Origin of the sequence: Sporomusa sphaeroides DSM 2875, assembly GCF_001941975.2 — a bacterium.
Classification (GTDB): Bacteria; Bacillota; Negativicutes; order Sporomusales; family Sporomusaceae; genus Sporomusa; species Sporomusa sphaeroides.
On the sequence record NZ_CP146991.1, the window covers coordinates 1,628,630 to 1,647,828 of the forward strand.

A 19,199-nucleotide genomic window follows, 5' to 3' on the forward strand; every position below is an offset into this window, starting at 1 on the left:
CCTGTATGGCACAATTTAATGACTTTAATAATAAATATTTTCTTCGAGTCTGTGAATCTAAGGCTGAAAAGCTAAGATAGCTGACCGATAGGGTATTCCAGGAAACTGGAGCGCCTTCCTTGTGAAAAGAAGAAGCTTACACCGCCAAAAACGGCATTGCTTTATCTTTCGCAATGCTGTTTTTTAATTTCCAACAGAAAGTATAGCTTTCTTAAGAACAAGATAAGGGCAACATTGACTTGCGCCGCGTTAAGGCGCGTCGCAAGCCGTGTTTTCTTTATGAAAAATTAAAGGCAGGTGAATGTACAGGAACGGCAGTTTTAGCGCTAGACTAATGAATAGGAAAAGGGAGAGGTATGGTATGCAAAGAAAAGTACTAAATTTGATTGGCGTCATGATGATCATTCTCATGACTTTCGCCTTGACAGCCTGTCAGAAAGCTCCGGATCAGCAGGCACAAAGTCCGGCAAAACCGGCCAAACCGGAAGTTATTCTGGCTACTACTACCAGTACCCAGGATAGTGGCTTGCTGGATGTAATCATTCCGGCTTTTGAGAAGAAAACAGGCTATGTAATTAAAACCATTTCTGTTGGTACAGGCCAAGCCCTGGCAATGGGACAAAAAGGCGAAGCTGACGTATTATTAGTACATGCTCCGGATGCTGAGAAAAAAGTAGTGGATAGTGGTGCGGCTATTAATCGCCGCCTGGTAATGCATAACGACTTCATTATTGTTGGTCCTGGAGAAGATCCGGCGGCCATTAAAGGCAAATCAGTTATCGATACGTTAAAAGCCATTAGCACAGGTAAGGCACCCTTTGTATCACGGGGTGATGATTCCGGTACCCATAAGCTTGAACTGAATTTATGGAAAGCCGCTGCCATTAAGCCGCAAGGTAATGCCTGGTATCAGGAAGCGGGTGCCGGTATGGGGCAAACTCTTAAAATTGCCGATGAGAAAAAAGGCTACACCATTGCCGACCGGGCTACCTATTTATCCCAAGCAAAAAACATTACCGCCCAAATTCTGGTTGAGGGCGACGCAAAATTGCTCAACATTTATCATGTAATGGAAGTTAACCCTGAAAAATTCGATAAAGTAAACAAAGAAGGTGCTAAAGCCTTTGCTGACTTCTTGTTGTCAAATGAGGGCCAGAGCATCATCAGTACTTTTGGGAAAGACAAATATGGACAGGCTTTATTTACTGCTGACGGCGGTAAAACCGAAAAAGATTTTGGAATATAGGCCTTAAATTATGGATAATATCTGGCAAGACCCAGAGATTCTGGCGGTTGCCCTGCTGACGATCAAAGTGTCAGGGATAGCTACCATAATAAGCATTATCCTGGGAATACCGCTGGGGTTATGGCTGGCACTTAACGAGTTTCCCGGGAAAAAAATTATTGTCAGCGTGGTCAATTTTGGCATGGGGCTGCCGCCGGTTGTCGTGGGATTGGTGGTTAGTTTAATGCTCTGGCGGTATGGACCGCTGGGGATGCTGGGAATTATGTATACGTCTTGGGCGATGATTATCGCCCAAGCTGTTATTGCCAGTCCGATTGTTGCCGGATTATCGTTTGCCGCTATTGGCAGTCTGAACCCGAAATTACGCTTGCAGCTCTTATCACTTGGGGCTTCCAAATGGCAGGCTAATATACTCTTGATCCGTCAGGCGAAACTGGGGTTACTGGCTGCTGTTATGGCCGGGTTTGGCGGCGTAGTATCGGAAGTGGGAGCTTCCATGATGGTAGGAGGTAACATCAAGGGCCAGACCAGGGTGCTGACTACCGCTACGGTCATGGAAGTGGGTAAAGGTAATTATGACACCGCTTTGGCGCTTAGTTTTATTTTGTTGGTTGTGGCATACGGTATTGTTGCCGCTTTAACTTATTTGCAAAACCGGACTGCAAGATAGCAAGGCGGGGAATTATGGAAGAAACCATTATCGAATTAGACAAAATTAAGGTATACCGTAACCGGCAGCCGGTGCTGGATATTGAAAATCTGGTTATCGGCGCAGGGGAACTGGTGGCAGTGTCTGGTGCCAATGGTGCCGGGAAGAGTACGCTGCTGCAGGTAATCAACCTGCTGCTGCCCTATCAGCAGGGAATGCTTACCCTGTTTGGCCGGGATGCTGCTAAAAGCGGTCCGGAAACTGCCCGCCGCTATAGCTCGATGATGTTTCAGGAGACGCTGCTGGTTAATGGCACGGTATATGATAACGTGGCCTTGCCTTTAAAATTCCGCGGCTATTCTCCAGCACAGATAGAAGAGCAGGTACGGGAAGCGCTTACTACCTTCCACTGTCAGCACTTGGCCAAACGTCAGGCCAACCAGCTTTCAGGCGGTGAAGCGCAACGGGTTGGCCTAGCGCGGGCGTTGGTTTTTCAGCCGCAGTTACTACTGTTGGATGAACCGTTCGCCGCGTTGGATACGGCTTCACGGACAGCCATTCTGACGGATTTAAAGCAGGTAGCAACATTACATAAATTAACGGTATTACTGGTTAGTCATAATTTTAATGATGTGCTCTATTTTGCCGACAGAGTGGTGGTGTTAGAAGGCGGCCGGATTATTCAAGATGCTTGCCCGGAAGTTGTGCTTCGCCGCCCGGCTACTGCAACTGTCGCTAACCTTGTCGATATGGATAATATATTGCCGTGTCAAGTGGAGCATTGCGGACGGGAACTGGTGGTGCGTTTGCCTGGTGGTGTTGAGTTTAGGCATAATACCCCGGCCCCGCCCCGGGCAACGGCCTGTTGCCTGCCGGGGGATGCCCTGTACATCCTCAATGAGAGCTCGCTGCTGCGCCGTCAGCCGCTCATAACGGCTAAAGGCAAGGTGGTCGGAATTATTCCAGGTGTTGGAGCTTATAAAATCAGGATTGAAACCGGTTGTTTGTCACTGCTGGTACGGGTACCCCGGGAGCAGACCATTGGTCTGACACTGGGCAGCAACGTAGAGGTGGCTTTTAATCCAGAGGAAGTTCAACTGGTATAACAAGGCTGTCCTGTTCTATTGCTTTTATCCTCTTTTTAGGTTCTTAGGGAAATTTGGACTTTCGGTTGGGAAAATAAATAAATTCGTACTGTTATTAGAAAAAATTAGCAGGAATTTAGGCTTTTTTGCAGAATAGATAATAGCAAATAATCTCATGTACAGCCAAGTCTATAATATACGGACAAGCCAGCCATGTGGACGCATTGAAAGTATATTCGAAAACTCCGCTCTTATGGTCTGTTGCCTATCGGTCACGGATAGCTAATAAGCGCGCACCTAGGCTTATTTTGTTTATACAAAATGAACCCATGGGTGCTTTTTTATTGTGGACGGCGAATACTTTTAGAATATTTTTTGTTGTTTTCCTAACAATAACAGTGATTACTTTCTTAATTAGCTAGTAACATATCATTCGCGGGGAGGGTGCGTAAATGATTGACATTAAAGAGCGGGTTAGAAACAAATCTTTATATGCAAAAATTGTTAGTGCCGAAGAGGCGGCTAACAGCATTAAACCAGGAATGAATATTGGTGCCAGCGGGTTTACGCCTGCAGGTTATCCCAAAGCGGTACCCCTGGCATTGGCAGCGAGAATGAAACAAGAGCATTTTCAAGTGAATTTATGGACCGGTGCTTCGGTTGGTAAAGAGCTTGACGGGGCTTTGGCGGAAGCGAAAGGGATTGCCAAACGTCTTCCTTACCAAACTAACGATACCATCAGAAAAGCCATTAATAGTGGTGCTATTCAGTATACCGACCTTCATTTAAGCCATGTAGCGCAGATGTCCCGTTATGGATTTTTCGGCGGCAAGGTGGATGTGGCTATTGTGGAAGCTTGCGCTATTACCGAAGAAGGCCATATTGTTCCAACAACTTCCCTCGGTAATGCAGCATCCTTTGTGCAAAGTGCTGATTTTGTCATAGTGGAAATCAATACCAGCCAGCCGCTTGAGCTTGAGGGTATGCATGACGTCTATGTGCCGCTTGACCCTCCGAACCGTCAGCCGATACCGCTGGTCAAAGCCAGTGACCGTATTGGCACACCTTATATTCCGTGCGGTCCTGACAAAATAGCTTATATTGTGCCCTGTGATATCAAAGATGACGTTCGTCCGCTGGCAGCCATTGATGATGATGCCAGGGCGATGACTGGTCACCTTATTGATTTTTTACACCACGAGATTAAAGCCGGCCGCATGCCGGTCAATCTGCTGCCCTTACAATCCGGTGTTGGTTCGGTCGCAAACGCGGTTATTGCCGGCCTGGCAGATTCTGACTTTGAAAATCTTACTGTATACACTGAGGTTGTTCAAGACGGCATGTTTGATCTTATTGATGCCGGCAAGCTGATTATTGCCTCAGGTACTTCTCTCACTCCTTCCCCGGATGGCTTAAAACGCCTGTATGATAATATTGCTGAATATCGCAAGAAAATTATTCTCCGGCCGCAGGAAATTGCCAACAACCCGGAAATCGCCCGGCGCCTTGGGGTAATTGCCATGAATACTGCCATTGAATTTGACATCTATGGTCATGTCAATTCCACTCATATTATGGGCACCAAAATGATGAACGGCATCGGCGGTTCAGGCGATTTTGCACGCAATGCCTACTTAACCTGCTTCTTCTCCAATTCAATTGCCAAACAAGGCAGTATTTCTTCCGTTGTTCCCATGTGCTCACACTTTGATCATACAGAACATGATGTTGATGTCTTTATTACCGAACGTGGCATTGCCGACATCCGTGGCTTAAGTCCGAAGGAACGTGCCAGGGTTATTATTGACAACTGCGCTCATCCTGATTATCAGCCAATGCTGCGCGAGTATCTGGAGCGGGCTGAAAAAGCCACCGGCTATGCGCATACACCGCATCTCTTACATGAAGCTTTATCCTGGCATACTCGCTTCCTGGAAACAGGCAGTATGAAATAAAGCAGATTTATCAGCACCTGTTGTTAGTTACTGGTGAAGGTAAACTGGTCAGACTCTTGGCCGTTTTTACACCCAGGTGCAGAGGCGGCAGAGTCTTAAGAGCGTCAGTCATCGGATAAATAGAATTGACTTATACAGAAAAAAATAATCTTTCCGATGCATCAGAGAACTACATATCTAAAGGAGGAATTTAGAAGATGTGCACAGCTAACCTAATTAGCCTGAAGGAAAAGATGGCCGAGTACACCGGCAAGGTAGAAAAAGCCCAGGCCAAATTTCCGGAACGCAAAAACTTACCTTACAACAGGCTTTATACTCCCCTTGATATTGAGGGCACCGACTATGAACAAGAGATTGGTTTCCCCGGACAATATCCGTTTACCCGCGGTGTGCAGCCAACTATGTATCGCGGCCGTTTCTGGACCATGCGTATGTATGCCGGCTTTTCCACTGCGGAAGAATCTAACAAACGGTATCGCTACCTGTTAGAGTCCGGCGGCACCGGCTTATCCTGCGCCTTTGACCTGCCGACCCAGATTGGTTATGACTCGGATGATCCGATTGCTGAAGGTGAAGTCGGCAAAGTGGGTGTTGCTATCGACTCACTGGCTGATATGGAAATCCTGTTTGACAGCATTGACCTTGGCAAGGTATCGACATCCATGACGATTAATGCCCCGGCTTCCGTACTGCTGGCTATGTACATTGCCGTTGCTGAAAAACAAGGTGTCAGCCCTGACAAACTCAATGGGACTATCCAAAATGACATTCTGAAAGAATATGCGGCCCGCGGTACTTATATTTTCCCGCCTAAGCCTTCTATGCGGCTTATCACCAATATTTTTGAATATTGCTCACAGCATGTCCCTAACTGGAACACCATCTCTATTTCCGGTTACCATATCCGGGAAGCCGGTTCGACAGCTTCCCAGGAAATCGCTTTCACAATTGCCGACGGTATTGCCTATGTTGATGCTGCCATTAAAGCCGGTTTAAATGTTGACGATTTCGCCGGACGCTTGTCCTTCTTCTGGAATGCTCATAACAATGTACTGGAAGAGGTTGCTAAGTTCCGCGCTTCGCGCCGGGTCTGGGCCAAAGTAATGAAAGAACGTTTTGGTGCGCAGAGCCCCAAATCCTGGATGCTGCGTGTACATACACAAACAGCCGGCTCCATGCTTACCGCGCAACAACCGGATAATAATATTGTCCGCGTTGCTTTGCAAACAGCGGCAGCCGTGCTTGGCGGTACCCAATCCCTGCACACCAATTCCAAAGACGAAGCGCTGGCTTTGCCCACCGAAGATTCGGTACGTATCGCGCTGCGCACCCAGCAAATTGTGGCCTATGAAAGTGGTTTAGCCGATGTGGTTGATCCGCTGGCCGGTTCGTATTACATCGAGGCGATGACCAATCAAATCGAGCAGGAAGCCTGGGATTACATTAAGAAAATTGATGATATGGGCGGCGCTGTTGTGGCTATTGAAAAAGGCTATATTCAGCGTGAAATCCAGGAAAGCGCTTACAAATGGCAAATGGAAGTAGAAAATAAACAGCGCGTTATTGTTGGCGTTAACCAGTTCCAAATTGAAGAAAAGGCGGTAGAAGGTCTTTTACGTGTGGATGCTTCTGTTGGTGAATTACAGAAGAAAAAACTCTCAGACCTCCGCGCCCGCCGGGACAATGCTGCCGTTTCGGCTGCACTTGCTAAACTGGAAGCAGGCTGCAAAGATGAAAATACTAATCTTATGCCGCTTATTCTTGAGGCTGTTAAGGCCTATGCAACTCTTGGAGAAATCTGCGGCGTAATGCGCAAAGTATTCGGCGAATACGAAGCTCATGTAAGCCTATAACTCTAAAATAGGAGGGACAACGATGGAAAAACGTATTAGAGTATTGGTAGCAAAGCCTGGCTTGGACGGTCATGACCGCGGCGCCAAAGTCGTAGCCCGCGCTCTCCGTGATGCTGGATTTGAAGTAATTTATACTGGCCTTCGCCAGACGCCGGAACAAATTGTGGAAGCATCACTGCAAGAAGACGTAAATGTGGTGGCAATCAGCCTGTTATCCGGCGCTCATAATCACCTCTTCCCCCGCATTGTCGAGCTGTGCAGACAAAAAGGCATGTCCGATGTACTTATCATCGGCGGCGGTGTTATTCCCGATGCCGACATTCCGGGACTTAAAGCCGCCGGTGTGGCCGAAGTATTTACTCCAGGCACCCCGACAGCCAATATTGTTGAATTTATCAAAACTACAGTAAAATAATAAACACTCGCATTTGTGAGATGTACAGGTGATAGGAATGAATATCGTAGAAGAGGTGCTGGCCGGCTCCAAACGAGCCCTGGCCCGCGCTATCACCGCTGTGGAAAATGAGTACGATGAAGCAGCCGAGATTATGAAAAAACTCTATCCCCATACCGGTAATGCACATGTTATCGGCATTACCGGCCCCCCTGGCGCCGGCAAAAGCACCCTTACTGACAAATTGGCCAAAGAATACCGCTGTCAGGGAAAAACCGTGGGGATCATAGCCGTTGACCCAACAAGCCCTTTTTCCGGTGGCGCTATTTTAGGTGACCGTATTCGGATGAATGAACTAACCCTGGATGAAGGGGTATTCATTAGAAGCATGGGAACAAGAGGCAGTCTGGGGGGATTGTCGCGCAAGACCGCGGAAGCTGTAAAAATATTAGATGCTTCAGGCAAGGATGTTATTTTTATTGAGACCGTGGGTGTCGGCCAGTCCGAAGTCGACATTGTTAAAGCCGCCGATACCACCATGGTAATGCTGGTACCAGGCCTGGGTGATGATATTCAGGCGATTAAAGCCGGTATTTTAGAAATTGCCGACATATTTACCATCAATAAAGCGGACAGAGATGGCGTAGACCGGTTAAATACTGAAATTGAGATGATGCTGGACTTAAATCAGACCATGCTGGCATGGCGGCCGCCGGTAAAACGGACGGTAGCCAGTAAAGGGGAAGGCATCACCGAGCTTGTTGCCACCATTGAAGAGCATATTTGCCATCTGAAACAATCAGGACAGCTGTCCGCCAGGCGTACAGAACGTACGAAAAATGAACTTATTGCTTTACTGGATGAACAAATCGGCCGGTATATACTTAAGACCGTTATCACCGGCGGTACCTTCGACTCGTTAGTGGCGGCCATCGAAAAGCGGGAGCAAGACCCGTACACCGTAGTTACAGATTTATTGCGCCAAGTGCTGCGCTGATAGAAAAAAAATACGCAGTTGACAGGAAAATATAGTACCTGATATTAAAATATGGTATTATGAGAAAGATTGGATATATCAATCAAATTTTAACAGGAGGTATTGCGAATGTCCCAAGAGTGTAAATCAGGCGTAAACGCCCGTAAATTCGAGGTCCTCAAAGTTGATCATATTGGTATTGCAGTAAAAGACATGGAACAAGCCAAGAAATTTTACACAGAAGTGCTTGGCATGACAGCTATGGGTGAAGAAGTTGTGGAAGAGCAAAAGGTAAAAGTATGCTTTATTCCCTGCGGCGACAGTGAAGTGGAATTGTTAGAATCAACTTCTCCGGATGGTCCTGTAGCTAAATTCATTGAAAAGAACGGCGAAGGCATTCAACACGTAGCCCTGCGTGTTGACAACATTGAGGCTGCTCTTGCGGACCTTAAAGAGCAAGGTGTTCGCCTTATCGACCAGGCGCCGCGCTATGGCGCCGGCGGTGCCAGCATTGCTTTCATTCATCCAAAAGCAACCGGCGGCATTTTACTCGAATTGTCTGAACGCAAGTAATCCCCAAGAGTTATGGAGGTGTTTTTCTAAATGGCTACAATCCAGGAAAAAATTGACGATCTGAAAAAACGCCAGGAAAAGGTTAAACTAGGCGGCGGGCAAAAGCGTGTTGACAAACAGCATGCCAGCGGTAAGCTTACTGCCCGTGAGCGTGTGGAAAAATTATTAGATCCGGGAACTTTTGTTGAACTGGATCAATTTGTCACCCACCGTTGCACTAATTTTGGCATGGAAACAATAGAATCTCCGGGCGAAGGCGTAGTGACAGGCTATGGCACGGTTGACGGCCGCTTAGTATATGTATTTGCCCAGGACTTTACCGTTATTGGTGGTTCGCTGGGAGAAATGCATGCCAATAAAATTGTAAAAGTACAAAAACTGGCTCTCAAAATGGGTGCCCCGTTAATCGGCATTAATGATTCCGGCGGTGCACGTATCCAGGAAGCGGTGGATGCTTTATCCGGCTATGGGAAAATTTTCTATCAAAATACCATGGCTTCAGGTGTAATCCCGCAAATTTCGGTAATCATGGGACCTTGCGCCGGCGGTGCCGTATATTCTCCGGCTTTGACCGATTTCATTTACATGGTCAAAAATACCAGTCAAATGTTTATTACCGGCCCGCAGGTCATTAAATCGGTTACGGCTGAAGAGGTTACGGCCGAGCAATTAGGCGGTGCCATGACCCATAACTCGACTTCCGGGGTGGCGCATTTTGCCACGGAAAATGATGATGACTGCATGCAGCAGGTTCGTTATCTGTTAAGCTTCCTGCCAAGCAACAATTTGGACGAGGCTCCGGTTGTCAACAAAGGCGATGATCCTAACCGTATGGATGAGGGGCTTAATACCCTGCTGCCGGATAACCCGAATCAGCCCTACAACATGAAGGATGTAATTAAATCGGTTGTCGATAATGGCGAGTACTATGAGGTTCATGCTCATTATGCGCAAAATATCATTACCTGCTTTGCCCGTTTTGACGGTCAGCCGGTAGGTATTATCGCCAATCAGCCTAACAATATGGCCGGTTGCCTTGATATCAACGCTTCGGACAAATCGGCACGGTTTATTCGCTTCTGTGACGCTTTCAACCTGCCTTTAGTTAATCTTGTTGATGTTCCCGGCTTTTTGCCTGGTACTGATCAGGAATATGGCGGCATTATTCGTCATGGTGCTAAAATGCTGTATGCTTACTCGGAAGCTACTGTTCCTAAAATTACCGTTATTACCCGTAAAGCCTATGGCGGGTCCTATCTGGCCATGTGCTCCCAGGATTTAGGGGCCGATCAGGTTTTGGCCTGGCCGAGCGCCGAGATTGCGGTTATGGGGCCGGCAGGAGCGGCTAATATTATCTTCCGTGGTGATGCTGATGCGGAAGCGAAAACAGCAAAATATGTGGAAGACTTCGCTACTCCGTACAAAGCGGCAGAACGCGGTTTCGTTGACCAAGTTATCGAACCGAAAGAAACCCGGCCACGGATTATTACTGCGCTCAACATGCTGGCAACCAAACGTGAACAGCGTCCGGCTAAAAAACATGGTAGTATTCCGCTATAATTCTCTCGCTTACACCTTCGAAACAGAAAGAAAGGGGACAGTAACGTGGGATTTTTAGATTCGATATTCGGAAAACCTGAGCCGCCCAAGCCTAAGAAAAAGAAGAAAAAACCAACGGCGGCAGCAACCGAATCGCCAATAGCCTCTTCAATGGCCGTAGATGCAGAGGGCATTAGCCCCGAAGTCATTGCCGCCATTACTGCCAGCATCTATGCCATGATGGGAACCGGCAACCTGGCTGTCAGGATTACCCGCACAGGCAATCAATGGGCAAATGTCGGACGGCAGAAGATTATGGATAGCCGTCAATTTGCGTAAGTGAATAGAACACCATCAATGAATGGAGGTCCGTTACAATGAAAAAATTTAATGTAACCGTTAATGGCAATACTTATGAGGTAGAAGTAGAAGAAGTGGGCGCCGCTGCATCCGCTCAGCCTCGTCCGACCGCTGCTCCGGCTGCTCAAGCTCCGGCTGCCGCACCTGCTGCTCCGGCACCTAAGGCCGCTGCTCCTGCACCGGCTCAGGTTTCTGCCGGTGATACCCCGATAGTGGCTCCGATGCCTGGCAAAGTATCTAAAGTCATGGCCAAAGCCGGACAGCAGGTTAAGAAGGGTGAAGTCATCCTTATTCTGGAAGCCATGAAAATGCAAAACGAAATCGGCGCTCCGTCCGACGGTACTGTTAAATCGGTCAACGTAGCCGCCGGTCAAAATGTTAAACCTGGTGAGGTTATGGCTGTACTTGGCTAAGCCTATTCTCACAGCAAGCCGCGTTTTTCTAAGGTAAGGCTATTTGTCACATCAATGGCCGGCGATAATCGTGTTTTTAGCAAATAGAGAAATAGTGCGGTACTCTTTAAGCCGCACTATTTCCTACTACATAACGCTGAAATGTTATGTAAAGCTTATAATGATGCCGCTTCTTTCACAAACATATATTAGGAGGTACTGAACACACATGGAAGCATTGATTCACCAATATCCTTGGCTCGACGAACTTCTCATGGGCTTCATTGGTCTTTCCTGGAAGCATGTGGTTATGTGGGCTGTCGGCGCATTACTCATTTATCTTGCAGTAAAACATGATTATGAACCGACGCTTCTTTTGCCGATTGGCTTTGGTGCAGTCCTGGCCAATATCCCGCATTCATCGGCTGTCTCTAATGCACCGGGAGAACAAGGTTTTCTCATTGTTCTCTATAACGCAGGTATTGCCAATGAATTGTTTCCTGTACTTATTTTTATTGCCATCGGCGCAATGTGCGACTTTACGCCACTCATTCGCCGCCCTTCGGTCATGCTGTTTGCGGCTGCCGCGCAATTCGGTATTTTCGCCACCGCAATTGGCGCAACCTTGGTAGGGTTTTCTTTTGAACATGCGGCGTCTATCGGTATTATTGGCGCTGCTGACGGTCCGACAACCATCTATGTAGCCAGCCGATTTGCCCAGGAATTGTTAGGACCTTTATCGGTTGCCGCCTATTGCTATATGTCATTGGTGCCGGTAATTCAACCGCCTGTTATCAGAGCCATCACTACCGAGAGCGAGCGCAAAATGAAAATGGGGTTTGAAGGGGAAGAACCTGTCTCGCAAACAACCAAGTTTTTATTCCCGATCATGATTGTGCTTATTGCCGGTATCGTTGCTCCCATCTCGGTTGCTCTTATCGGCAGCCTGATGTTTGGCAACCTGCTGAAAGAAAGTGGTGTAGTAGAGAATCTTTCAAACTCTGCTCAAAATGAGCTTGCGAATCTGGTTACCTTGGTACTTGGTATTACCATCGGCGGTACCATGTCTGCCGAACGTTTCCTGACTTTCGACGTTCTTCTGATCATGGCTTTGGGTGCTGTAGCCTTCGTATTTGATACTGTTGGCGGCGTACTGTTCGCCAAGCTGCTGAACCTGATTAGTCCGACCAAGATTAATCCGATGATTGGTGCTTGCGGTATCTCGGCCTTCCCGATGTCTGGCCGGGTAATTGCTAAAATGGCACTCAAAGAAGATCCTACTAATTTCATCATACAGCATGCTATCGGAGTAAACGTAGCCGGACAGGTTGCTTCTGTTGTGGCCGGCGGCTTAGTACTTGCTCTGATTCCGGCATTGGCAAAATAGGGAGGTAAATAGATGGAAAGTGCAACTTCAAAAGCAATTACCCTGATGACAGTCGCTTTGCCAACCATGTTCGCGGTTATTGGAGTCTTCATTTTTGCTACGAAGGCGCTTCATGCCGCATTTCCGGCACCGGTGGAAGAGGATGAAGATGATGATGATGAATACGAAGACGATGAAGACGAAAAATAAGAATAACGCTTAACATCCTGCCATAAATTTCTATTGGATGATACTATATGAATTACCTAAGACGGGGAAGCTGTGTACGCTTCACCGTCTTATTATTTTTGCCCAAAATCCCGGCAAAGAGGTATTACACTTAAGCAATTGTGGAATAGTATAAAAAATGCGGGTTCACGCTTGAAGATAAGACTATAACACATTCAGGATGTAGGAGGAATTGTAAATGGATATTTCACTAGCAGCAATAATGTCAATAATTGCCCTGGTTATTGTTGTCGTTATCAGCTGTGTCAACGAAGATCTTAATGTAGGTTTCCTTAGCATCGCTTTTGCCATAATTGTTGGGGGCTTTTGGGGCGACACGATCGGCACAAAAGTGCTTGGCTATTTTCCAACCGGTTTATTCATGATTTTGGTGGGGGTAACCTTTCTGTTTGGCATGGCCCAGACTAACGGCACCATGGAAAAACTGACGGCATATTCGGTTCGCCTATGTAAAGGCAATACAGCCATTGTGCCGTTAATTGTGTTTTTGCTGACAACCTTTATTGTTACTATCGGACCTGGTAATATTGCCGGTACTGCATTGATGGCTCCTGTAGCCATGGCAATTGCCACCAGGATCAATATGCCGGCCTTGCTCATGACATTGCTGGTTGTTGGTGCTGCCAATGGCGCTGCCTTCTCACCTTTTGCTCCCACCGGTATCATTTCCAATGGCATAATTGCTAAAATGGCGCCAGAACTTGGCATTACGGCCGAGCAGCTTAGCAGTTTAGCCTGGAAGATTCATTTCAACTCGGAAGTAGCTCAGGGTTTTGTTAATATTGGCGGCTTCTTTGTTCTGGGTGGCTGGGCCTGGATTCAGAAGCAGCGTGGTCAGGCTCTGGATATTGATGAACTGGCTCCCAGGCCTGAACCGTTCAATAAACATCAAATACTAACCCTTTTAGCTGTGTTTATCCTTATTCTCCTGGTTATCCTACCCGGTTTGCCTGCTACTAAAGGTTTATTTTCCCAGGCGATGATGAACATTCTAGCTAATGTGGGAACCATCGCCTTTATCCTGGCCGGCGTACTCATGCTGACCGGTTCCGGTGACAGCAAGGCGGCCATCAAGGTTATTCCCTGGGGTGTAATTATGATGGTGTGCGGGGTCACGGTATTAATTGAAGTTATGGATAAAGCCGGTGGCCTGAATGCCCTGGTAAAACTGATTGGCGCTATTTCCAATCCGACAACTATTAATGGCGTGCTTGGTTTTGTAACCGGTCTGCTCTCAGCTTATTCCAGTTCTTCCGGTGTTGTTATGCCGATGTTCCTGCCCATGGTGCCCGGTTTGATCCAAGAAGTTGGCGGCGGTAACCCCATCGCCCTTATCTCCTCAATTAACATTGGCGCCCACCTTGTTGATACCTCACCTCTTTCTACTCTCGGCGCGCTGTGCATTGCCTGCGCGGGTGAACATGAAGACAAGGCTAAATTGTTCCGGAATCTTCTAATGTGGGGACTGGCCATGTCGGTGGTTGGGGGTATTGTCTGCTATATATTCTTTGGCATACTGGGTTTTTAGTTTTCTCATTGACCTTTCCCGAATAGCAGCAGCTTTGTCGATGAATTGCAGCAAATTTTACGTAATTAGGGGGATGGTAGAATGAAGGCATTGCAGGATGTGATTGTGCTGGATTTAACGAGAGTACTGGCAGGGCCATATGCCAGCATGATGCTGGCCGACTTTGGGGCTGAAATTATTAAAATTGAGCCTCCCGGAGTTGGTGACGATTCCAGGGCTTTTGGTCCTTTTATCGGTGAAGAGAGCGCCTATTTCATGAGCCTAAACCGCAATAAGCGTTCCATGACACTCAATTTAAAAAGTCCGGCAGCCCGCGCCCTATTTCGGGAAATGGTAAAAAAAGCCGACATTGTAGTTGAGAATTACCGTCCGGGCACTATGGAAAAGTTTGAGCTTGGCTATAGTAGTTTAAAAGAAATTAATCCCCGCATCATTTACGCTGCCTGCTCCGGTTTTGGTCAGACAGGTCCCTACCGGAATAAACCGGCCTATGACGTAATTGTTCAGGCGATGGGAGGGATTATGAGCATTACCGGGCCGGAAGGCGGACCGCCTGTCCGGGTAGGCGCCTCTATCGGTGACATTATTGCCGGTCTGTTTACTGTAATTGGGATTGAAATGGCTTTATACCACCGGGAAAAAAGCGGGCACGGACAAATGATTGATGTGGGAATGCTGGACTGTCAACTGGCTGTTTTGGAAAATGCCATAGCCAGATATATGGTAACAGGCACCGCCCCAGGACCGATGGGAAGCCGGCATCCTTCGATTGCCCCGTTTGAGGCGTTTACCGCCAAAGACGGTTCGCTCATCGTCGGTGCAGGTAATGATAAGTTATTTGAAAAATTATGTAAGGTAATAGGTCAACCCGGATTGGCGCAAGATTCCCGTTTTGCCACCAATGCCATTAGGACACAAAATGTGCGGCAATTAAAAGATTTGCTGGATGCTGCTTTTGTACACAAGACAGTTGATGAATGGCTTCAGGTGATGGAAGATGCGGGAATTCCGTGCGGCCCGATTAACACCATGGATAGAGTGGTAAATAACCCTCAGATTGTTGCCCGAGATATGCTTGTTGGTACTGAACATCCGGTTGCAGGTATGGTAAAAATGGCGGGAATACCTATTAAATTGTCAGATACTCCCGGAGCTGTGGAACAACCGGCGCCGCTCCTGGGACAGCACACGGAAGAAATTTTACAGGAATTTCTCGGCTTAAGTGTACAGGAAATTAACAAACTGAGAGAGAATAAGGTTATATAAAGCAATGTCACACGGAGGCTTCGATTGCATTGGAAAAAGTAGTAGTACGCTCACAAATCAGCAGAAAGAATTTTATTGTGATGACAGCAGCTGTAACAGCTTTTGCGGCTGTTGTCGTATTTTCACTTTACAAATGGTTTGCCCTTGGAATATTTCAACCGGTGGAGCTGATGGCTGAAGCGTTGGTGCTGTTTGTGCTTATTGAGCGTATGTCGGCAAAATACACCTATGAAATGGATAAGAAGGTACTCAGATTAATCAAACATGGTTTATTAGGCCGCATAACGCACGAAATTCCTTACCGTGATATTTTTGGTTTATACCGTTATAAGCCCCAGCTTATCGGCGTAATTAAATTTCGCCGTACCTATCGGTTTAATTCGGCGCTGGACAGCAGGAATGTCTGGACATTGGCCTATACCGCGCCGGGATATAAGGGAAAAATGGAAAATAGACGGTTTTACATTAAGCCAGGGCAGCAACTGCTCATCGCATTGCGGTCAAAATTACCTGAAAAAGTGGTGGCAGAAGAAAAAATTATTAAAGAAGTATTGCTGACAGAAGAAAAAAATGAAACCATGCTTAAAGGATAATAAATTCAAAAATATAAGCCTTTTTATACTAAAAGCCTTTTCAAACGTTACAAATAACGTTTGAAAAGGCTTTTAGTATATTTATTGTGTTAATTTTTAAGATTTTGTACAAAATTTCACAAAAAAGTATAGTAATTTTTTTGAAAATCTGGTATTGTAAATACAGTTGGAATTTTTTCAATTTACTAACATCATTTTTCTTTGATAAGTGAAAAATTTAATTTATGTAAATTAGCAGGTAAACAATCGTTTTACGCGAATATATATTTCGTTTTAATAATCCACTATTACTTGTATATCACCTGCCAAAGGGGGGATAAAAACTGGAAAAACTGCATGAAGGCATTGTGCTGGAGGTTATCGATGATATAGCAAAAGTAAAGGCAAGCCGCCATAACGATTGCGAAAACTGCGGCTCGTGTCCTGGCAACAATGCGATAGTTCTTGTTGCGCGCAACCCGGTGGGCGCGAAACGCGGGCAGAGGGTGGTTTTTGAAATCGAGCAGATAAGCATGCTGAAATCGGCTGTTGTTGTTTATGCCGTTCCTGTTTTGGGCACCATTGCCGGCGCTGTCGTAGGCTGGTATTTTGGAACCGAGATGATGGGGATTAACGACCCTTTCTGGTTGCAAATGGGCGGCGGGAGTATTGCTTGCGTCCTGTCACTTTTGTATGTTCGTTATTATGATCGCAAGGCCAGAACCAGGGCAGACATGCAGCCGGTAATCACCCGGATTTTGTAGCAGTTTGGTTTGGGCTGGCCAAAATATTAAATTGCGGTTGAAAAATTTCTAAATAAAAAGGAGTTGAATTTATGGCAAAAAGCTTTCGCGGCGGGGTTCATCCCGACGACCGCAAGCGGTATACGGCTGCCAAAGCCATAGAAGTGGCGCCGATACCGCGGAAAGTCATCATTCCTACCAGGCAGCATCTGGGAGCGCCTTGCGCACCGATAGTCAAGGTGGGCGATCTGGTCAAGAAAGGACAGGTAGTAGCTGAGGCACAAGCCTTTGTCGCCAGTCCGATTCATGCCTCAACATCAGGTAAGGTGGTAGAAATTGCCGAATATCCTCATCCGGTTTTTGGCGCCTGTCAGGCAGTTGTCATTGAAAGTGACGACAAGGATGAATGGGCACCCGGTCTGCCGCTTAGCCGCGACTGGCAGTCGCTTGATGTTAAAGAACTGAAAGAAATTGTCCGCCTTGCCGGTCTTGTCGGTATGGGGGGGGCAACTTTTCCGACACATGTAAAAATGTCGCCGCCTCCGGAAAAGCCGATTGACTCATTTATCCTGAACGGCGCAGAGTGCGAACCGTACCTGACTGCCGACCACAGGGTAATGCTGGAGCAAACCGAGCGCATTATTACAGGCATGAAGATTGCAATGAAGATTCTTGGCGTAAGCAAAGGCTATGTCGGCATCGAAGAAAACAAGCCTGATGCCATTGAAATTATGCGTAAAGCCTGTACCGGTTCTGCCATCGAAGTTGTACCGCTTCAAACCAAATATCCGCAAGGTGCGGAAAAGACCCTGATTAAGGTTATCCTTGACAGGGAAGTACCATCCGGCGGCCTGCCTATGGATGTAGGTACTGTTGTTCAAAACGTTGGCACGATGGTGGCTATGGCTGATGCTGTCGAGAAAGGTATCCCCTTGATCGAGCGTGTTGCTACCATTACCGGTGGCGCTATTGCCGAACCTAAAAATATTTTGCTGCGGGTAGGCGCAACTTTTGCCCAGGCAATTGAATTGTGTGGCGGCTTTAAAGAGCAGCCGGTCAAAGTGATTATGGGTGGACCCATGATGGGGATGGCCCAACGCACTGTTGACGTACCTGTTATCAAAGGTACTTCCGGTATTTTAGCCCTGAGTGCAGCTGACGTAAATATGGGGGATGAACAGCCCTGTATTCGCTGCGGCCGCTGTGTAGAGGCCTGCCCGATGGGGCTGGTACCCAACATGTTCAGTATTCTTGGCGAACGCGGCGTGTTTGAGGTGTCCGTGAAAGAATATAACGTTTTGGACTGCGTGGAGTGTGGCTCATGCGTCTATGTATGTCCCGCCAAGCGCAATATTGTTCAGTATATCAAACTATGTAAAGTCCAAAACGCGGCCCAGGCTGCGGCGAAGAAATAGGAGGTGACGCAAAGAGTATGAGCGCAGAAGTAAAACTTGACACCGGTATGTTGACGGTCTCGGCGTCGCCGCATATCAGGTGCGATGAATCCATTTCCAAAATAATGTGGACCGTTAATATGGCTCTGACGCCGGCGGCTTTATTTTCCGTTTATCAGTTTGGAATCGGGGCTTTTACTACTTTGGCCCTGTGTATAGCGGTATGTGTTTTGACCGAATATCTTATTCAAAAATGGCAGGAAAAACCTATTACCATAAATGACGGAAGCGCGTTTTTGACAGGCCTTTTGTTAGGCATGAACATACCGCCGGATGTGCCGTGGTATATGCCGGTTTTTGGTTCTGTCGTTGCCATCGGCATTGCCAAACACACCATGGGCGGGCTTGGGTTTAATATTTTTAACCCCGCGCTAATCGGCAGAGCGGCGCTGGTTGCTTCCTGGCCGGTTTTGATGACAACCTGGCCGAAGATGGCTATGCCCGGCACGGTTGACGCGCTTACTAGCGCCACTCCTTTGGGTATTTTAAAAATGGAAGGTTATGCCAAGCTGGTGGAGGTTTTTGGCGACCAAGCCACTATGTACAAGGCCATGTTTTTGGGCACACATGGCGGCAGTATGGGCGAAACTTCGGCGATTCTCCTGATTTTGGGAGGCATTTACCTCATTTATCGGGGTTATGTAAATTGGCAAATTCCGGTTGTTATGATTTCTACCGTAGCGGTTTTGACTTGGATTTTTGGCGGCTTGTATAATGTTAACGGCTCTACCGGCCTTTTCACAGGTGACCCGATTTTGAGCATGCTTTCCGGCGGGTTGATTTTGGGGGCGTTTTTCATGGCTACCGACATGGTTACTATCCCCATTACCGTCAAAGGGCAGATTATATTTGCCGCCGGAGCGGGAGCTCTTACTGTTTTGATTAGGCTTCAAGGCGGCTATCCTGAGGGTGTTTGTTATGCTATTTTGCTGATGAACTCGGTAACGCCGCTTATTGACCGCGCTATTAAACCCGTCAGGTTCGGAAAAACGGTGTAAG

19 protein-coding genes and 1 riboswitch are annotated in these 19,199 nt (G+C 47.1%); all 19 genes read left to right on the top strand.

Annotated elements, in window-relative coordinates; translation table 11 throughout:
* Window positions 1–29 precede the first annotated feature (29 nt).
* A riboswitch (molybdenum cofactor riboswitch) is annotated at window positions 30–148 on the top strand.
* Between the two features lie 213 nt (window positions 149–361).
* The 19 genes from SPSPH_RS07150 (at window position 362) to SPSPH_RS07240 (ending at window position 19,198) form a co-directional block, all read left to right on the top strand.
* On the top strand, window positions 362–1,246 hold the full coding sequence (locus SPSPH_RS07150) for a substrate-binding domain-containing protein (RefSeq protein WP_075754547.1): 885 nt from the start codon (window positions 362–364) through the stop codon (window positions 1,244–1,246).
* Between the two features lie 10 nt (window positions 1,247–1,256).
* A complete protein-coding gene (locus SPSPH_RS07155; protein ID WP_075754549.1) occupies window positions 1,257–1,916 on the top strand; it encodes an ABC transporter permease in 660 nt (219 codons plus the stop codon).
* A gap of 14 nt (window positions 1,917–1,930) precedes the next feature.
* On the top strand, window positions 1,931–3,001 hold the full coding sequence (locus SPSPH_RS07160) for an ABC transporter ATP-binding protein (RefSeq protein ID WP_075754551.1): 1,071 nt from the start codon (window positions 1,931–1,933) through the stop codon (window positions 2,999–3,001).
* A 431-nt stretch (window positions 3,002–3,432) separates the two neighbouring features.
* Window positions 3,433–4,935 (top strand): acetyl-CoA hydrolase/transferase family protein, encoded by a 1,503-nt coding sequence (locus SPSPH_RS07165; RefSeq protein ID WP_075754553.1) that lies wholly within the window; start codon window positions 3,433–3,435, stop codon window positions 4,933–4,935.
* Window positions 4,936–5,168: 233 nt separating this feature from the next.
* Window positions 5,169–6,788 (top strand): acyl-CoA mutase large subunit family protein, encoded by a 1,620-nt coding sequence (locus tag SPSPH_RS07170; RefSeq protein WP_373325913.1) that lies wholly within the window; start codon window positions 5,169–5,171, stop codon window positions 6,786–6,788.
* A gap of 22 nt (window positions 6,789–6,810) precedes the next feature.
* Entirely contained in the window at window positions 6,811–7,203 is a 393-nt protein-coding gene (locus SPSPH_RS07175) for a cobalamin B12-binding domain-containing protein (protein ID WP_075754557.1), read from the top strand.
* A gap of 37 nt (window positions 7,204–7,240) precedes the next feature.
* A complete protein-coding gene (meaB, locus tag SPSPH_RS07180) occupies window positions 7,241–8,179 on the top strand; it encodes a methylmalonyl Co-A mutase-associated GTPase MeaB (protein ID WP_075754559.1) in 939 nt (312 codons plus the stop codon).
* Window positions 8,180–8,287: 108 nt separating this feature from the next.
* Window positions 8,288–8,731 carry a methylmalonyl-CoA epimerase gene (mce, locus tag SPSPH_RS07185; RefSeq protein WP_075754561.1) on the top strand — a complete coding sequence of 148 codons (444 nt, stop codon included), beginning with the start codon at window positions 8,288–8,290 and terminating at the stop codon, window positions 8,729–8,731.
* 30 nt (window positions 8,732–8,761) lie between these two features.
* A complete protein-coding gene (gene mmdA, locus SPSPH_RS07190) occupies window positions 8,762–10,291 on the top strand; it encodes a methylmalonyl-CoA decarboxylase subunit alpha (protein WP_075754563.1) in 1,530 nt (509 codons plus the stop codon).
* 45 nt (window positions 10,292–10,336) lie between these two features.
* Complete coding sequence (locus SPSPH_RS07195; protein WP_075754565.1) at window positions 10,337–10,609, top strand: OadG family transporter subunit; 273 nt, start codon at window positions 10,337–10,339, stop codon at window positions 10,607–10,609.
* A gap of 38 nt (window positions 10,610–10,647) precedes the next feature.
* Window positions 10,648–11,043, top strand: coding sequence for a biotin/lipoyl-containing protein (locus tag SPSPH_RS07200; RefSeq protein ID WP_075754567.1), 396 nt, complete (start codon window positions 10,648–10,650; stop codon window positions 11,041–11,043).
* Window positions 11,044–11,251: 208 nt separating this feature from the next.
* Window positions 11,252–12,409: a sodium ion-translocating decarboxylase subunit beta gene (locus SPSPH_RS07205; RefSeq protein WP_075754569.1), complete on the top strand. Its 1,158-nt coding sequence runs from the start codon at window positions 11,252–11,254 to the stop codon at window positions 12,407–12,409.
* Window positions 12,410–12,421: 12 nt separating this feature from the next.
* Entirely contained in the window at window positions 12,422–12,598 is a 177-nt protein-coding gene (locus SPSPH_RS07210) for a hypothetical protein (protein WP_181382938.1), read from the top strand.
* A gap of 217 nt (window positions 12,599–12,815) precedes the next feature.
* A complete protein-coding gene (locus SPSPH_RS07215) occupies window positions 12,816–14,165 on the top strand; it encodes an SLC13 family permease (RefSeq protein WP_075754571.1) in 1,350 nt (449 codons plus the stop codon).
* 81 nt (window positions 14,166–14,246) lie between these two features.
* The gene (locus SPSPH_RS07220) at window positions 14,247–15,431 is read left to right on the top strand and encodes a CaiB/BaiF CoA transferase family protein (protein ID WP_075754573.1); all 1,185 of its coding nucleotides are present in this window, start codon (window positions 14,247–14,249) and stop codon (window positions 15,429–15,431) included.
* A gap of 29 nt (window positions 15,432–15,460) precedes the next feature.
* Window positions 15,461–16,024 (top strand): hypothetical protein, encoded by a 564-nt coding sequence (locus SPSPH_RS07225; protein ID WP_075754575.1) that lies wholly within the window; start codon window positions 15,461–15,463, stop codon window positions 16,022–16,024.
* Window positions 16,025–16,371: 347 nt separating this feature from the next.
* The gene (locus SPSPH_RS07230; protein WP_233138726.1) at window positions 16,372–16,767 is read left to right on the top strand and encodes a SoxR reducing system RseC family protein; all 396 of its coding nucleotides are present in this window, start codon (window positions 16,372–16,374) and stop codon (window positions 16,765–16,767) included.
* Between the two features lie 71 nt (window positions 16,768–16,838).
* Window positions 16,839–18,161, top strand: a complete 1,323-nt coding sequence (rsxC, locus tag SPSPH_RS07235) for an electron transport complex subunit RsxC (RefSeq protein ID WP_075754579.1) — start codon at window positions 16,839–16,841, stop codon at window positions 18,159–18,161.
* Between the two features lie 17 nt (window positions 18,162–18,178).
* Window positions 18,179–19,198: an RnfABCDGE type electron transport complex subunit D gene (locus tag SPSPH_RS07240; RefSeq protein ID WP_075754581.1), complete on the top strand. Its 1,020-nt coding sequence runs from the start codon at window positions 18,179–18,181 to the stop codon at window positions 19,196–19,198.
* The last annotated feature ends 1 nt before the right edge of the window (window position 19,199 follow it).